General features: G+C 45.4%; 12 protein-coding genes. 2 read left to right on the forward strand and 10 right to left on the reverse strand.

Annotated features, from left to right (window positions below; all coding sequences use genetic code 11):
• Window positions 1–226: 226 nt before the first annotated feature.
• Window positions 227–1,702 (forward strand): L,D-transpeptidase, encoded by a 1,476-nt coding sequence (locus FZC78_RS24550; protein WP_148939230.1) that lies wholly within the window; start codon window positions 227–229, stop codon window positions 1,700–1,702.
• 535 nt (window positions 1,703–2,237) lie between these two features.
• Here the strand turns inward: FZC78_RS24550 and FZC78_RS08260 are convergent.
• The 10 genes from FZC78_RS08260 to FZC78_RS08305 all read right to left on the reverse strand — a co-directional run bounded on the left by FZC78_RS08260 (window position 2,238) and on the right by FZC78_RS08305 (window position 13,144).
• Complete coding sequence (locus FZC78_RS08260; protein ID WP_187444852.1) at window positions 2,238–2,693, reverse strand: competence protein ComK; 456 nt, start codon at window positions 2,691–2,693, stop codon at window positions 2,238–2,240.
• 499 nt (window positions 2,694–3,192) lie between these two features.
• A complete protein-coding gene (locus FZC78_RS08265; protein WP_148939232.1) occupies window positions 3,193–3,723 on the reverse strand; it encodes a chromate transporter in 531 nt (176 codons plus the stop codon).
• Entirely contained in the window at window positions 3,720–4,283 is a 564-nt protein-coding gene (locus FZC78_RS08270; RefSeq protein WP_148939513.1) for a chromate transporter, read from the reverse strand. Before FZC78_RS08270 ends, FZC78_RS08265 begins: the two co-directional genes overlap by 4 nt.
• A 117-nt stretch (window positions 4,284–4,400) precedes the next feature.
• Complete coding sequence (locus tag FZC78_RS08275; RefSeq protein ID WP_148939514.1) at window positions 4,401–6,005, reverse strand: gamma-glutamyltransferase family protein; 1,605 nt, start codon at window positions 6,003–6,005, stop codon at window positions 4,401–4,403.
• An 8-nt stretch (window positions 6,006–6,013) separates the two neighbouring features.
• A complete protein-coding gene (locus tag FZC78_RS08280) occupies window positions 6,014–7,009 on the reverse strand; it encodes an ABC transporter ATP-binding protein (protein ID WP_148939233.1) in 996 nt (331 codons plus the stop codon).
• On the reverse strand, window positions 6,978–7,982 hold the full coding sequence (locus tag FZC78_RS08285; protein ID WP_148939234.1) for an ABC transporter ATP-binding protein: 1,005 nt from the start codon (window positions 7,980–7,982) through the stop codon (window positions 6,978–6,980). The genes FZC78_RS08280 and FZC78_RS08285 overlap by 32 nt, the downstream gene beginning before the upstream one ends.
• A gap of 7 nt (window positions 7,983–7,989) precedes the next feature.
• Window positions 7,990–9,528 carry a glutathione ABC transporter substrate-binding protein gene (locus FZC78_RS08290; RefSeq protein ID WP_148939235.1) on the reverse strand — a complete coding sequence of 513 codons (1,539 nt, stop codon included), beginning with the start codon at window positions 9,526–9,528 and terminating at the stop codon, window positions 7,990–7,992.
• 237 nt (window positions 9,529–9,765) lie between these two features.
• Window positions 9,766–10,671 carry an ABC transporter permease gene (locus FZC78_RS08295; RefSeq protein ID WP_252183548.1) on the reverse strand — a complete coding sequence of 302 codons (906 nt, stop codon included), beginning with the start codon at window positions 10,669–10,671 and terminating at the stop codon, window positions 9,766–9,768.
• 25 nt (window positions 10,672–10,696) lie between these two features.
• Window positions 10,697–11,638, reverse strand: coding sequence for a nickel ABC transporter permease (gene nikB, locus FZC78_RS08300; RefSeq protein WP_148939236.1), 942 nt, complete (start codon window positions 11,636–11,638; stop codon window positions 10,697–10,699).
• A 1,056-nt stretch (window positions 11,639–12,694) separates the two neighbouring features.
• Entirely contained in the window at window positions 12,695–13,144 is a 450-nt protein-coding gene (locus FZC78_RS08305; protein WP_113930634.1) for an Lrp/AsnC family transcriptional regulator, read from the reverse strand.
• A gap of 283 nt (window positions 13,145–13,427) precedes the next feature.
• On the opposite strand from FZC78_RS08305, the gene FZC78_RS08310 reads away from it, so the two are divergent.
• The gene (locus FZC78_RS08310) at window positions 13,428–13,730 is read left to right on the forward strand and encodes a hypothetical protein (RefSeq protein WP_148939237.1); all 303 of its coding nucleotides are present in this window, start codon (window positions 13,428–13,430) and stop codon (window positions 13,728–13,730) included.
• Window positions 13,731–13,807 lie beyond the last annotated feature (77 nt).

A 13,807-nucleotide genomic window follows, 5' to 3' on the forward strand; every position in this document is an offset into this window, starting at 1 on the left:
GGAAACTGAACTCCGAAACTCTTAAACTGTTCTTAATTAAGAAAATTACAGAGGTTTTTCCTTTACTAATAAAAGTTATTATTGTAGAATCATCTAATATATAGTTCTTTATAAAGAACACGCAAACTACAATAAAGGACATTCAGCTGAGCACAGCCCTCTTTTCTATATTACCAAATAATAATGCAGTGCCGCTCAAACACTTTAAACGAAAGGAAGGATCGTCATGAGCTTATTTGAAAGCCATGTAAAAAAGAACCTAGTCAAGCTGCACAAAAATCTGTATCTATCAAAAAGTGATCCTGAATTCTTTGAAAAGATTCTTCGGTATAAAGACCCCCAGTCTCCGGAGGCCCACTATAACCTTGCGAAAAAATGGGAAGAAGAAGGCGTATTGATGAAGGCATATCTTCATTATCAAAAGGCAGCACAAGCGGATTCTCCTTTCTATTACCAGGCAAAAGCAGCCTGTAAGTCCATCGAGCAATTGATGGAATCTATTCCCGAGGAAGAGGTATCATCTCCCTCACCGAAAATCCCCTTTTACATGAAAACCATTATTGCGTCACTAGTTTTATTGAATCTCTGCATACTCGGCATGCTGTTCTGGAAGGCAGACTCTATCAGAATGGCCGCCTCACAGCTGAAAGACTGGGGAACCGGGATGGAAGTCGTTTATGAAACAGAAGATGTTCCCTATGTATTTTATATCCCTGCCGGTACTTCCACACAGGAAGTTGAGGAGTCGTTATATAATAAAGCGATCAGTTTGGGCAGCCAGCTCTCAAATAAAACACTGCTTCTATACGGTGTCAGCACCACAGATTCAGGTCTTTCCCTGGAGACACTGCCATTGAAGAGTGACGGGATAAAAGACCAGGCTTTCGTCCTTGCTGAATATAACTCTGCCCTTGACCAGCCTGTTAAAATCCGCTTTTTAAACAAGCAGAATCAAGTGGAAAATCCCTATTCTTATACCTACATCAGCACGAACCTCCTCAGGACAGCACTGAATTCCTTCATCGAAGAGAATGGAGCGCCGCCGGCTGGCCTAAGAGAACTTGCCGGCAGCTATCCGAATAATTACCTGAGTTTTATTCCAAAAGAGCTTCACCTTTTCTCCAATAGTATTTCCCCTTCCTTTACGGGTGGAGGCGGCTGGGTCTATAACAAAAAGGCTGAGACTATTGAACAAATGCTGTACCCCAATATTATGGATAGCTCCTCTGAGGGGGCTATCCATATTCCGTTTGCCCCCGTGGAAGTTGTCATTGATAAAAGCACCTTCAACTTACTTGTCAAAAGCTCCCCCTACACCATGATGAATAAGCCCGTGGGATTAGGAAAAAACAGTTCAACTCCTGAAGGAACCTTTATCATACAGAATCGAGTTTTGGACCCGCAAGGTAAAAAACCGGATATGTTTGGCGCTGCCGGACTCGGGATGGGAGAGTACGCCATCCACGGAACAAGTGATGAACACTCCATCGGCAAAGAAAAATCCCTGGGCTGCATCAGGATGCTGAATGAAGATGTCCTGGCTCTTTTTGATATTGTTCCAAAGGGAGCAAGCGTTACAATTGTGGATGAGCTGCCGGACAAGGCAAATTCAATAAATATAGAGAAAGTGGATCTCCTTTCACCTGAAGAAAAGCCACTATCCACACAATTGGCAGATGAGATTTTTGACTGGGCAGGCTAGGTGGGTCAGCGGGACTGGCCCTTGTTAATTAACTTTATCGTCTTAAAGCATCTACAATCCTTGCACCATACAAAAAGCAGCCTTTCTATCTGATGGTTTAACGCTGTTTTTGTTAATGGCTGTTTTCGCATATATTGTTGCTTTCGGATATCCCCGGATACTAAGATTTTAACTCTAAACGGAAAAGAGCAGCTCTTTTCGGTGTTACCAGATTTCATCTTCGTAATTAGGGTTAGTTTTTCGAAATTTGCATTAAATGCGAAGAGAGCCAGGGAAAAAGATAAATAAAGATAAAGGGGGCGGGATTTCCCCTTCCCGATTAAAGCGTAAGACCCCTTTTAGCTCTTTGTATTTCAGCACCTTATTTGCTGGAAGTTTTCCATACAGATTCCTTCGCGATACAGCAAAACTGACTATTTGAATGAGCTCCCTCTATACGGCACCTCTTGTAAAATTCATTAAACTCCTTAAAAATAGGCAAAAAAAGTCCTGGAAAGCCTCAGGACTTTTCAAGACAGTAAGGAAATAGAATTTCTTATCTCTTAGGAAGCATAAAATGATACATCGCTGTAATTGTCTTTTCCCGCTGCCTTATCAGAATTGCCATAGAGCAAGGCACTTCGAGTTCAAGACCATTCTTAAATATGACAGCGGTCTTTCCATTTTCATGTGTGAATTTATGTATATGGTGTGTGAATAACCAGATGCAGGTATAGCGTGAGGGGGACATGATTGGGAATGCAAAAATGTGGTCATGCTGGCAGATCATCAGGGGTGTTTTTTTATTGTAGTTTAGCTGGCTTCTGACTGACTTAATCCTTCCGTCATAAGAAGATCCCCTGGCCAGACAAGCTTCATCCAGCAGCTGCTTCACTGATTTGGGACTCATGATCCTTTCACCGGAGTCCAGAACCAGTTCAGTCTGATAGATTTCATGAAAGGCAGGCAGCAGAGCCATCGTACTTTTGGTGATTACATCCTTCTTGTTCACAGGAAAACACAACATCCTTTCGAGAATGGAATTAAATTACAGGTCAATTATACTATATAAAAATCAAATTTCTACAAATTATGTGAAAATTTAACAATTTATTTAAAAACGGATTTTAAAGAATATTTCTAACTTACTTCTAGTTTCAGATTTACATGTAAAGAAGTGAAGAATCCTTCCCTGCGACTGAATGCTCTCTTTTATATAGGCTGTTTTCGCATATATTGTTGCTTTCGGCAAAATCCCAAATATCGGATTTTCCCCCGGATACTATGAGTCTTATCTCTTATCGAGGGAGAGCAGCTCTGTTCTTTTCGGTGTTGCCAGGTTTTACCCCTCTTAATATAATTATTTTTTCGGAGTTAGTATCAAATAGCAACAAAGTTTACGAAAAGAGCATTTATAAAAAAGGATGATGTATATATCCGAGTATAAAAAAATCCAAGCCGGTGTGTTGGCTTGGATTTTTACATTCAACAAAAAGCTGGTGCAGGAGGCGTTATGCCAAAAACACAGCCCCATAAACCAAGGCCCCGCCAATCACATAAACCGGATGTACCTTCATCTTTTCCAGCAGCACAAAGGCAGCCGCTGCGATGAGGAGGGTTTGCAGCCAGCCTATGCCCTCGTAGGAGTTGGAGATGAATCCCCAGGTCATGACTCCTAACAAAACGGCGATAGTCGGTTTAACAAGGTTGGTCATTTTCTTGACTCTTGGTGAGCTTTTGAATTTCATCAAAAGGCTCAGCAGGACGATCATCAGAATAAGAGATGGAGCCACAGTGGCAAATACACCGATGATGCTCCCCATGATGCCTCCCTGCTCATAGCCGATATAGCCAGCCATTTTCGTTGCGATCGGTCCCGGCAACCCATTGGCCAAGGCAATCATTTCACTGAATTCGTTTACCGTCATCCATTCATATCGGTCGACCACTTCATTTTCAACCAGAGGAATGGATGCAGGTCCGCCTCCGTACCCCAGTATTCCCGGAATGAAGAAGGCTAAAAAGATATCCCAATAGATCATGAGGCTTTCACCTCTCTCTCAGGTACCTTTTTCCTTTTTCCAATCAGGGCGTAAAGGAGGAGACCAATTATGACGATGGCCGGGTGGATGCCCAGCATTTCAATGATAACCAGGCTTCCGATTAGAATTCCGATCGTCACCGACCAGCCAAGTGCACCTTTGGATTTTATGATAAAGTCCCAGGTCAGGACACCAAGCATAACACCGACGACGGGAACCACAGCATTTGCCATGCCCTGTACCCATGCCTTGTCTTTGTATGCATTCAGAACATTGAGAAGCAGAATCATTAAAATGATTGTTGGGATGATTGTAGCCAGCACGGCGTTGATCATTCCTAAGAGACCGCCGACTCTCCAGCCGATATACCCCGCCATTTTCGTCGCAATCGGCCCAGGCATGGCGTTACCAAGTGCGAGAACATCTGAAAAATCATCATCGTCCATCCATTTGTATTTCTCCACGACTTCTTTATGGACGAGCGGGATGGATGACGGGCCTCCGCCATATCCTAGGATTCCCACCCGGAAAAATGCTAAAAATAATTGAAGCTGCTTCAAGGTTTTATCACCCTCTTGTTGTTGGATAATGCTCTTTTTAAGAAGCATGACATCAATCGATGAAGAAGGCATTATTAGTATGCCCCGCTCCGCTTCTCCTGATGTCCGAACATGATTTTACCAAGCCGCAATGGCTCCGTCTGTTCTCGACTCTGTGCCGCCCATGAGGACACCAGTTTTTTCATCTCTCCAAATAATCTGGCCTCTGCCAAACATTCCCTCATCTGTTGCGGTCACAATTTCATGTCCTTTTCGTGCAAGCGCCTGTGCTATATGTGTCGGGAAGTTCGGTTCGACTAACACCTTTTTCCCTTCGATCCACTGCCACCTTGGCGCATCAAGAGCAGACTGCGGGTTTAAATGAAAATCGATTGTATTGCTGACCACCTGGAAGTGGCCCTGCGGCTGCATATATCCGCCCATGACACCGAACGGACCGACAGCTTTATCATCCTTTGTCAGGAATCCCGGGATAATCGTATGGTATGTCTTTTTACCGGGCTTCAAAGCGTTCGGGTGTTCCGGGTTCAGTGAAAAATCGTGGCCGCGGTTTTGCAAGCCGATTCCCGTTCCCGGAATCACAATGCCAGATCCAAAGCCCATGTAGTTGCTTTGGATGTATGAAATCATGTTGCCTTCATCGTCCGCGGCCGCTAAATAGACAGTACCCCCTTTTGGAATATCGTAAGCTTCGGGAGTGAGGGCTTCGTCACCGATAAGTCCTCTGCGTTTTGAGGCGTAACGCTCAGATAACAATTCTGCGACTGAAAGCGGCATATGGCTTTCCTCTGTGATAAAGGCTTTTCCATCGGTAAAGGCCAGCTTCATTGATTCAATATGTTTGTGGTATGTATCGACAGCATCTTTTTCCTGGAATTCGAAGCCGTTCGCAATGTTCAAAGCCATCAATGCGACTAATCCCTGCCCATTGGGAGGGATTTCCCAGACATCATATCCGCGATAATCGGTCTTGATCGGATCCACCCACTCAGCTCGGTAATCCTTCAGATCATCACTTGATAAAAATCCGTCGTGTTTCTCCATGAAGGCACTGATTTTTTCTGCGATTTCTCCTCTGTAAAAACTTTCTCCGTTTGTCTCGGCAATGGATCTCAAAGTTGAAGCATGGCCTTTCGATGACCAGACCTCCCCGATTCCCGGTGCCTTTCCATCGGGTGCGAAGGTTTCGAACCACGGCTTGAATTCTTCATCGGTTAAAATTTCTTTGAATTTTTTGTAAGCAAGTGACCAATACTTACCGAGAATCGGTGTCAGCGGGTAGCCTTCTTCCGCCAGTCTGATGGCAGGTTCCAGCGCTTCTTTTAAAGACAGCTTTCCGAACTTCTCAGACAGCTCCGCCCAGGCGGAAGGAACTCCAGGAACTGTGACGGGAATGACCCCATGAACCGGCATTTTCTCATGACCGCGTTCTTTGACTTTTTCAATGGAAATCGATTTCGGTGCCGGCCCGCTGGCGTTCAAGCCGTGAAGCTTATCCTTCACCCACACGAGCGCGAAGGCATCACCGCCGATACCATTGGATGTAGGCTCGACAACCGTCAACGCGGCTGCCGTCGCAATGGCGGCATCAATCGCATTTCCGCCGCACTGCAGGATCTCAAGTCCCGCTTGTGCCGCCAGTGGCTGGGATGTCGCCACCATTCCTTTTTTTGAAAATACCGTATTTCGCTGGGAAGCATACGGATGGTATAAAAAATCCATGTTCTCCATTAATTCATAACCTCCTGTTCAACATGATGACAAGCCGTAAAGTGATCTTTCTCAATCTCCCTCCATTCCGGCTTCTCCTGTTTGCAAATCTCTGTTGCAAGCGGGCAGCGCGTATGGAATGGACAGCCTGATGGAGGATTCGCCGGGTTGGGAATTTCTCCTGTCAGACGGATTCTGTCTTTTCTTGCCCCAACTTTCGGGCGCGGAATCGAGGAAAGCAGTGCTTTTGTATAAGGGTGAAGCGGATTGGAATACAGGCGTTCGGATGAAGCCAGTTCGACTGTGTTCCCGAGGTACATGACCACGACACGGTCGCAGAAGTAGCGGACCACCCCGAGGTCATGGGAAATGAACAGATAAGTCAGACCGTATTTTCCCTGAAGATTTTTCAAAAGCTTCAACACCTGTGCCTGTACCGACACATCCAAAGCGGAAACCGCCTCATCACATATAATAACAGAAGGATTCAAGGCAATGGCGCGCGCAATCCCGATCCGCTGGCGCTGGCCGCCGCTGAATTCATGAGGATACCTGTCGTAGTGTTCTTCTTTCAAGCCCACTTCTTTTAGGAGATCGTATACTTTCTGCCTTCGCTCACTGCTTGAAAGATTTGTATGCATAATGAATACTTCTTCAAGAGCATTTCCGATCCGCTGCCTCGGATTCAGGCTCGCATAAGGATCTTGAAAGATCATCTGCATTTCTTTTGTCAGCTCTTTGCGTTTACTGCCGCTCAACCCTTGGATTTCATTATTTTTATAAAGGACTTTGCCGTTAGTAATATCCTCAAGGCCAAGGATGGTGCGGCCAAGTGTTGACTTTCCGCAGCCCGACTCGCCAACGATGCCGATACTTTCTCCTTCATAAACATCCAGGCTCACGTCTTCAACAGCTTTCACATTTCCCTGCACACGTTTCAGGAATCCTCCTTTAATAGGGAAGTACTTCTGAACATGATCGAGTTTAAGTAGCGATTTTTTCTCTAGCACTTCCATCCTCCTGCACCTCCTGAAGCCAGCATTTTACACGATGAGTTCCATTTACATTATATTCCTGGGGTGATTCGGTTTTACAGCAGTCCATTGCGAAAGGACAACGCGGGTGAAAACGGCACCCTGAAATTTTTTCATTCAAATTGGGGAGAGACCCCGGAATTGCTTCCAGCTCAAAGGACGGGTCATCGACATCAGGCACTGAGCGAAGCAGCCCTTGTGTATAGGGATGCTTCGGGCTGGTGAAAATGCTCTCAACATCGCCTTCCTCCACCTTTTCACCAGCGTACATGACCATCACTTTGTCGGCGACTTCAGCCACAACGCCCATGTCATGCGTGACCATGACGACCCCCATGTTCAAGTCATCCTTGAGATCCTGGATGAGATCCAGGATTTGCGCCTGAATGGTAACGTCGAGAGCGGTTGTCGGTTCATCGGCAATCAGCAGCTGAGGACGGCAGGCCAGCGCGATCGCAATCATGACACGCTGCCTCATTCCGCCGCTCAACTCATGGGAGTATTGATTCATCCGTTTTTCGGGATAAGGGATTCCCACCTGTTTCAATAGTTCGATTCCTTCTTTATGTGCGGCCCGTTTGGAAATCTTTTTGTGAAGCATCAGGGGTTCGCGAAGTTGATATCCTATAGTTAACACTGGATTCAGGGCCGTCATCGGCTCCTGAAAGATCATTGAAATCTCTTTTCCACGTACTTTTCGAAGTTCTTCCGGCTTCAGCTTCGTTAAGTCACGGCCGGCAAAGTCGATAGATCCGTCTTTAATGTAGCCATTGCTGGGGAGAAGGCCCATGATGGAAAGCGACGTTATACTCTTTCCGCAACCGGATTCCCCTACGATGCACAATGTTTCTCCTTTATCGACCGAAAACGAGATGCCCCGTACCGCTGACAGTTCCCCATCAGCCGTACGGAAAGCAGTATTCAGATTGGTTACAGATAATAATTCGTTAGACATTGTATCCCTACTCTCTAGAAACGTTGTATAATGACCATTGTCCTGTCGGGTCTACTTCCAGTCCTTTAACGGATTTATCATAAGCTGCTGTGACAACACCATGATGCATGATGACTGCTGTTGCATCTTCTACAAGAAGTTTGTTGGCTTCATCAAGCTTTTGCTGGCGAACTTCCTGATCGACATTCTGCCTGGACTCATCGACCAATGCATCAAATTCTGGATTTGAGTAGTTAACCTTGTTCGAAGAATCGATATTATCACTGTGGAAGTTCGGGTATAGAAGCTCGCTTCCATCTGCTGTCGAGTTGGACCAGCCCATGAAGGTGATATCAAAATTCCCTTCTTTTGTCGTATCAAGGAACGTTCCCCACTCCATTGATTCGATTTCTACGTTGAAGCCTGCCTCCGTAAGCTGAGACTGAGCAATTTCGGCCATCATCATGTAGGCTTCAGTGTTAGCTGTTAGAATTGTAAGCTGTTCTTCTCCATATCCATTCGCTTCTACAAGTTCCTTTGCTTTTTCAAAATCATAGCTGTACCCAGATTCATTTGCTGACTCGTCAAAACCGAATACTTTCGGTCCGATGACACTGTTTCCTTCTACACCAAGTCCGTTCAACTTGTTCACATAGGCTTCACGGTCAAGAGCATAAGCTGCAGCCTGGCGGAATTCCAGATCTTTCATCGGTTCTCTTTCCATATTAAAGCCCATGTAATACATCGGGGTTCCTTCGTTTTTCGTGACTTCGACATTATCTAACGATTCTACGCGCTTAAGCTGGTCGGATGGGATTCCATCGATAAACTGAACATCCCCTGTCTGCAGCATAGAGATCGCCGTGTTTACTTCTGGCACGACTTTAAATGTGACTTTCTCAAGTGATGGTTCTCCTTGCCAGTAGTCTGCATTCTTTTCTAAAACCACCTGGTCACCCTGCGTCCAGCTGACAAACTTAAATGGACCTGTTCCGACCGGTTCCTTCATTAAATCCTGTGACTGATCTGCTTCAGGGCTGACAATGGAAGCATTCGTGTGAGAAAGTGCCGCCAGCATCGCGCCATATGGCTTTTCTGTTTTGATTTCAACCGTGAATTCATCAACGACATTCACCTCAGAGATCGGCTCCAACAGGGAGGCGCGCGGTGCTGCTGTTTCAGGATCACGGAATTTATCAAACGTGTATTTTACCGCTTCGGCATTTAAAGGAGTTCCATCAGTGAATTGGATATCCTCTTTCAGCTTGATCACCCAAGTGTTTTCATCAGGTGTTTCATAGGACTCTGCTAATTTCGGTTCCACTTCCATCGTTTCAGGGTTGCGGACGAATAAAGTTTCATAAACCTGTTCAATAACACGGGATGAAACCGAATCATTCGTACCGATCGGCGAAAGTCCGACGATATCAGAGGTGGAAGCATACGTTAATTCCTGAGGTACATCCCCTCCGCTTGCGCTTCCTCCGCTCGAGCCGCCTGCGTTGCTGGAACAACCTGCTGCTAAAGCAAGCATTGCTGTCAATAGAACTGCTAACCACTTTTTCATTGAGCTTTCCCCCTATTTTTTAGTCCATTTTTCAGTAAGATGTGTAGTTGTTTTTACCTGCTTTCATATTCAAACTTTATTGAAGCGGAAGGTGTTGGATCTCCTGCACTAGCGGGACGTCTAGTTGTAGAGCCAAGACCCGCGGAGTCGTGCGCCTGGAGCGGAAATCCATTACTTTTATAAAAGCCACAACCTTTGCGAAAACAGCCTTTTTTAAAGCAACAAGACTTTAAACTTCTATTGATTCATATCCATATTGGGATCCAAGGCATCCCTCAACCCATCTCCTACTACGTTAAAAGCAAAGACGATAAGCATGATTGCGATTCCCGGAACAACCGTCATATGAGGTGATGTCCACATGAAGTTCTGCCCCTGCGCAATCATCGCTCCCCATTCGGGTGTCGGCGGCTGTGCCCCGAGTCCGAGGAAGCTCAAAGCCGATGTTGACAGAATGGCGGTTGCCATCCTCATGGTCGCAAAAACGATAATCGGCGCCATGCAGTTCGGCAGGATGTGCTTGACGAGAATCCTTAGATCACTTGCTCCCAGCGAGCGCATCGCCTGGATGTATTCCTGCTTTTTGACGGTCAGCACCGACCCCCGGACAATCCGGGCACAGGATGGAATCGACCAGATACTAATCGCTATGGCGACGTTCACCAGGCTGGTTCCCAAAATGGCAATGATCAGCATCGCCAGCAGGATACCGGGAAACGCGAACAGCAAATCGACGATTCTCATGATGATGCCATCCAGACGGCGATAGTAGCCTGAGACCAATCCCAGAGCGACTCCGCCGATTAACCCAAGACTTACAGCGAGAAGGCCGACCGACAAGGAGATCCTTGCTCCATATACGATACGGCTCCAGATGTCTCTTCCATAGTTATCGGTTCCAAGCCAATGGCCCTCTGAAAAAGCAGGCAGCTCACTGGCTGATAGGTTCTGTTTTAAAGGATCTTGTGTTGCTATCACAGGTGCCGCAATGGCAAGGACAAGCTGCAGGGCGATGATGATCAGGCCAATGACAGCCAGCTTATTTTTCAGCAACCGCTTAAAGGTCGTGACGAGAAACTTTTCTTTCTTCTTCTGATTTGATCCTTGCTGGATTTCTTCATTAACTACTGCTTGAGCTGACAAGATGGTTCCTCCTTTCTTTAACGGCTTAATCGTAGCTGATTCTTGGGTCAATAAAGACGTAGACGATATCAACGATCAGGTTAACTAGAACGAATAATGTCGCAACCAGGAGCACTGAACCCTGTACCATCGGGAAATCTCTTGCCGCGATGGCATCGATCATCAATCTGCCGACTCCGTTGATGGCAAAAACCTGTTCCGTAATAATGGTTCCTCCTAAAAGGAAACCGAAGTTCAAGCCAATGACGGTGATGACGGGAATCATGGAATTTTTAAGTGCGTGAATCCAGATAACTGTTTTTTCTTTCACACCTTTCGACCTTGCTGTGCGTATGTAGTCCGCCCTGATGACTTCAAGCATGGAAGAGCGGCTCATCCTTGCAATCATCGCTGCCGACCCGGTTCCTAGAGTTATCGCCGGCAGGATCAGCTGCTTCATCCCTTCTACTGTCCAGAACGGAGCACTCAAGCCACCGACCGGTAAAATTTGAAGGTTTACGGCGAAAACGAGAATCAGGATGGTCCCAAGCCAGAAGTTCGGGATGGATATCCCACCTAAGGCAAACACCGTACTGGTGACATCCAGCCAGGAATTTTGCTTCAGTGCGGAAATGATTCCTGCAATGACACCGATAACCACTGCGACAATCATGCTCGCAATCGCCAGGTTAATTGTGTTCGGGAAGCGGACGGCAATCGCTTCTGATACCGATTGCTTCGTCTGGTAAGAATAACCGAAGTCTCCCTGGACGATATTTTTTAAGTAATCCCAGTACTGAACCAGGAATGGATTATTCAAGCCAAGGCTGTCCCGGATGGCCGCAATGTCGGAATCACTGGCAGTCGGCCCGCCGATAATCGTGGCTGGATCCCCTGGTGCCAAGTGCATACTCCCAAAAACAAGAAAGGAAATTCCGAATAATAATAAGATCAATTGAATAAATCTGCGTGAAATCAGAGCTATCATGTAGTTCTCCCTCCCCTTCTTTATGAAAGCGCTTCATTACTTTAGATAACACTTTCGATTGATAACCTCCGTTTGTTAACTTAAAAGTTCATTTATACTTACAAACGGAAGTTAAAAGTTGTTAGGGACGATTATAAATGATTATTCAGAATATTTCTAGTGTTTTTGCAAAAAAGATTAAATTGTTTCATTAGTCCTATATTAACGGGCGTTTAAAAGGTATCAATTGTGATGAAATTGTGAGTAACTTCGGACAAGAGTGAGCGGAAATTTGCTTGTCGTTACCGAAGTGAAGAACACTTCGGGCGCGAGCTAAGATATGTGCCGGGGCTTGACCGATGGGGAGGGTACTTCGGACGGGAGCTCAAGATATGTGCCGGGACTTGACCGATGGGGAGGGCACTTCGGTGGGGAGCTCAAGATATGTGCCGGGACTTGACCGATGGGGAGGGCACTTCGGTGGGGAGCTGAAGAATTGCGGCGGGACTTGACCGATGTGTGGGGGACTTCGGATGGGAGTTGAAGAATTACAGCCGGACTTGACCGATGGGGAGGGTACTTCGGGCGGGAGGTGATGAAATGCGATGGGACTTGACCGATGTGGCGGGTACTTCGGACGGATGTGAATTCTAGATCTAACTTACAATTTATTTTAAATAAATCGGTTAATGAAATGTAGTTCTTTTAGAAGAGAAGCTGGCGGTTGGCGGTACTTATACTCTTGCTGGGAATTAATTCGTTGCTATATTGAGTTAAGTGTTTTGCCATTCTGCTTTCAAATTAAAAAGGCTGTTTTCTCATATATTTTTGCTTTCGAAAAAAGCCCAAGAGCCGGATATTTCCCCCGGATACTAAGAGTTTTAATTCTAAACGCGGAAGATCAGCTCTGTTCTTTTCCGTTTTGTCCGATTTCATCTTCGTAATAGGGTTATTTTTTTGAAATTAGTATCAAGTAGCAACAATGTTTACGAAAAGGGCCATAAAAAAAAGACTTAGAACAGCTGTGAGACAGCCTTCTAAATCATTATGGAGTCAGTTCCGGTATGTAAGCAAACGTTATAATTTGAGACCATTCCGGCTCTTGAAGCGGCGCAATAAGATATGGCTTTCCACTCTGGTGATGCCTTCCAGTGCGTATAACTCATTGTTGACGAAATTCTCCAAAGCTGAAAAGTCATCCACCAGCACATGCATATGCAAGGTGCTCGGACCCGTCATCTGGTAGCAACTTGCTACAGTCGGAAGATCGACCAGCTTTTCGGCAACCTCGACCAAATAGGCAGGCTCACAATCCACCTCAAAGAAAGCAGAAACCGTCTTTCCTACTTTTTCCGAATTAATCACCACACTGAAGCGTTCAATCACTCCGCCTTCTATCAGCTGATTTACCCGCTCCCGAACAGAGACACGCGACAGTCCCAGTTCTTTTCCGATATCTACATATGATGTCCTTCCATTTTGCGTAAGAATCTGCAGAATCTTGCGATCAACATCATCAATCTTCATTCCGTTAAGCACCACATTTCCGTTTTAATCATAGTTCCTATTATACTAATGATCTTTGGTTTGTGAAGGGTACTGTGTTCTTTTGCAGTATTGGTATAACATACTTCTCCAGACAAAATAAAATTATTCTTTCGCGAATATTCCTGAAGTTATATAAAACAGGGAAATCAACTGATTCTTTTAATTTGTCCTCCTTTTTCGGGTATTTTGCACCTCATTCAGGAATTCCTCCATCCAGGAAATTTGGTAGTATGAAAATATAAATAACAGGGAGGTAATAAAGATGAGTGAAATTGAAATGAAAGTGATTCCGTCCTATATTGATGATGAATTGGCGATCGTATTCCACTTTGAGTTCAAAACATCACAGATGAAGGTTGGAGAAGCAAAAGTTTACACTTACAAACTCACTGACTCCCACTTTAAAACCCCATCCGCTGGCCCTAAAGGGTTTAGAAGAAATAAACATGCAGTGTTAAAAGAATTTGAAATTATTGAAGAGTACAGATATATAGCTCTGAAAAAGATCTCCCATTTCTTAAAGGTAATCGGAATTCCTGCAGTTGCTCAGGATCTTATTGCTTAGTTGGATATCCGCGAAACCTCCCCTATCCCCAAAAATGGATTGAGGGAGGTTTTTAAATGGGCAGTAATCACAATGGC

Origin of the sequence: Rossellomorea vietnamensis (assembly GCF_008180415.1) — a bacterium.
GTDB lineage: Bacteria > Bacillota > Bacilli > Bacillales > Bacillaceae_B > Rossellomorea > Rossellomorea vietnamensis_C.

What these genes read in the sequence shown, in the direction of transcription:
- FZC78_RS24550 (WP_148939230.1), top strand. Translation starts at nt 227, where the DNA reads ATGAGCTTATTTGAAAGCCATGTAAAAAAGAACCTAGTCAAGCTGCAC.
- FZC78_RS08265 (WP_148939232.1), bottom strand. Translation starts at nt 3,723, where the DNA reads ATGATCTATTGGGATATCTTTTTAGCCTTCTTCATTCCGGGAATACTG.
- FZC78_RS08275 (WP_148939514.1), bottom strand. Translation starts at nt 6,005, where the DNA reads ATGGATTTTTTATACCATCCGTATGCTTCCCAGCGAAATACGGTATTT.
- FZC78_RS08280 (WP_148939233.1), bottom strand. Translation starts at nt 7,009, where the DNA reads ATGGAAGTGCTAGAGAAAAAATCGCTACTTAAACTCGATCATGTTCAG.
- FZC78_RS08285 (WP_148939234.1), bottom strand. Translation starts at nt 7,982, where the DNA reads ATGTCTAACGAATTATTATCTGTAACCAATCTGAATACTGCTTTCCGT.
- FZC78_RS08290 (WP_148939235.1), bottom strand. Translation starts at nt 9,528, where the DNA reads ATGAAAAAGTGGTTAGCAGTTCTATTGACAGCAATGCTTGCTTTAGCA.
- nikB (WP_148939236.1), bottom strand. Translation starts at nt 11,638, where the DNA reads ATGATAGCTCTGATTTCACGCAGATTTATTCAATTGATCTTATTATTA.
- FZC78_RS08305 (WP_113930634.1), bottom strand. Translation starts at nt 13,144, where the DNA reads ATGAAGATTGATGATGTTGATCGCAAGATTCTGCAGATTCTTACGCAA.
- FZC78_RS08310 (WP_148939237.1), top strand. Translation starts at nt 13,428, where the DNA reads ATGAGTGAAATTGAAATGAAAGTGATTCCGTCCTATATTGATGATGAA.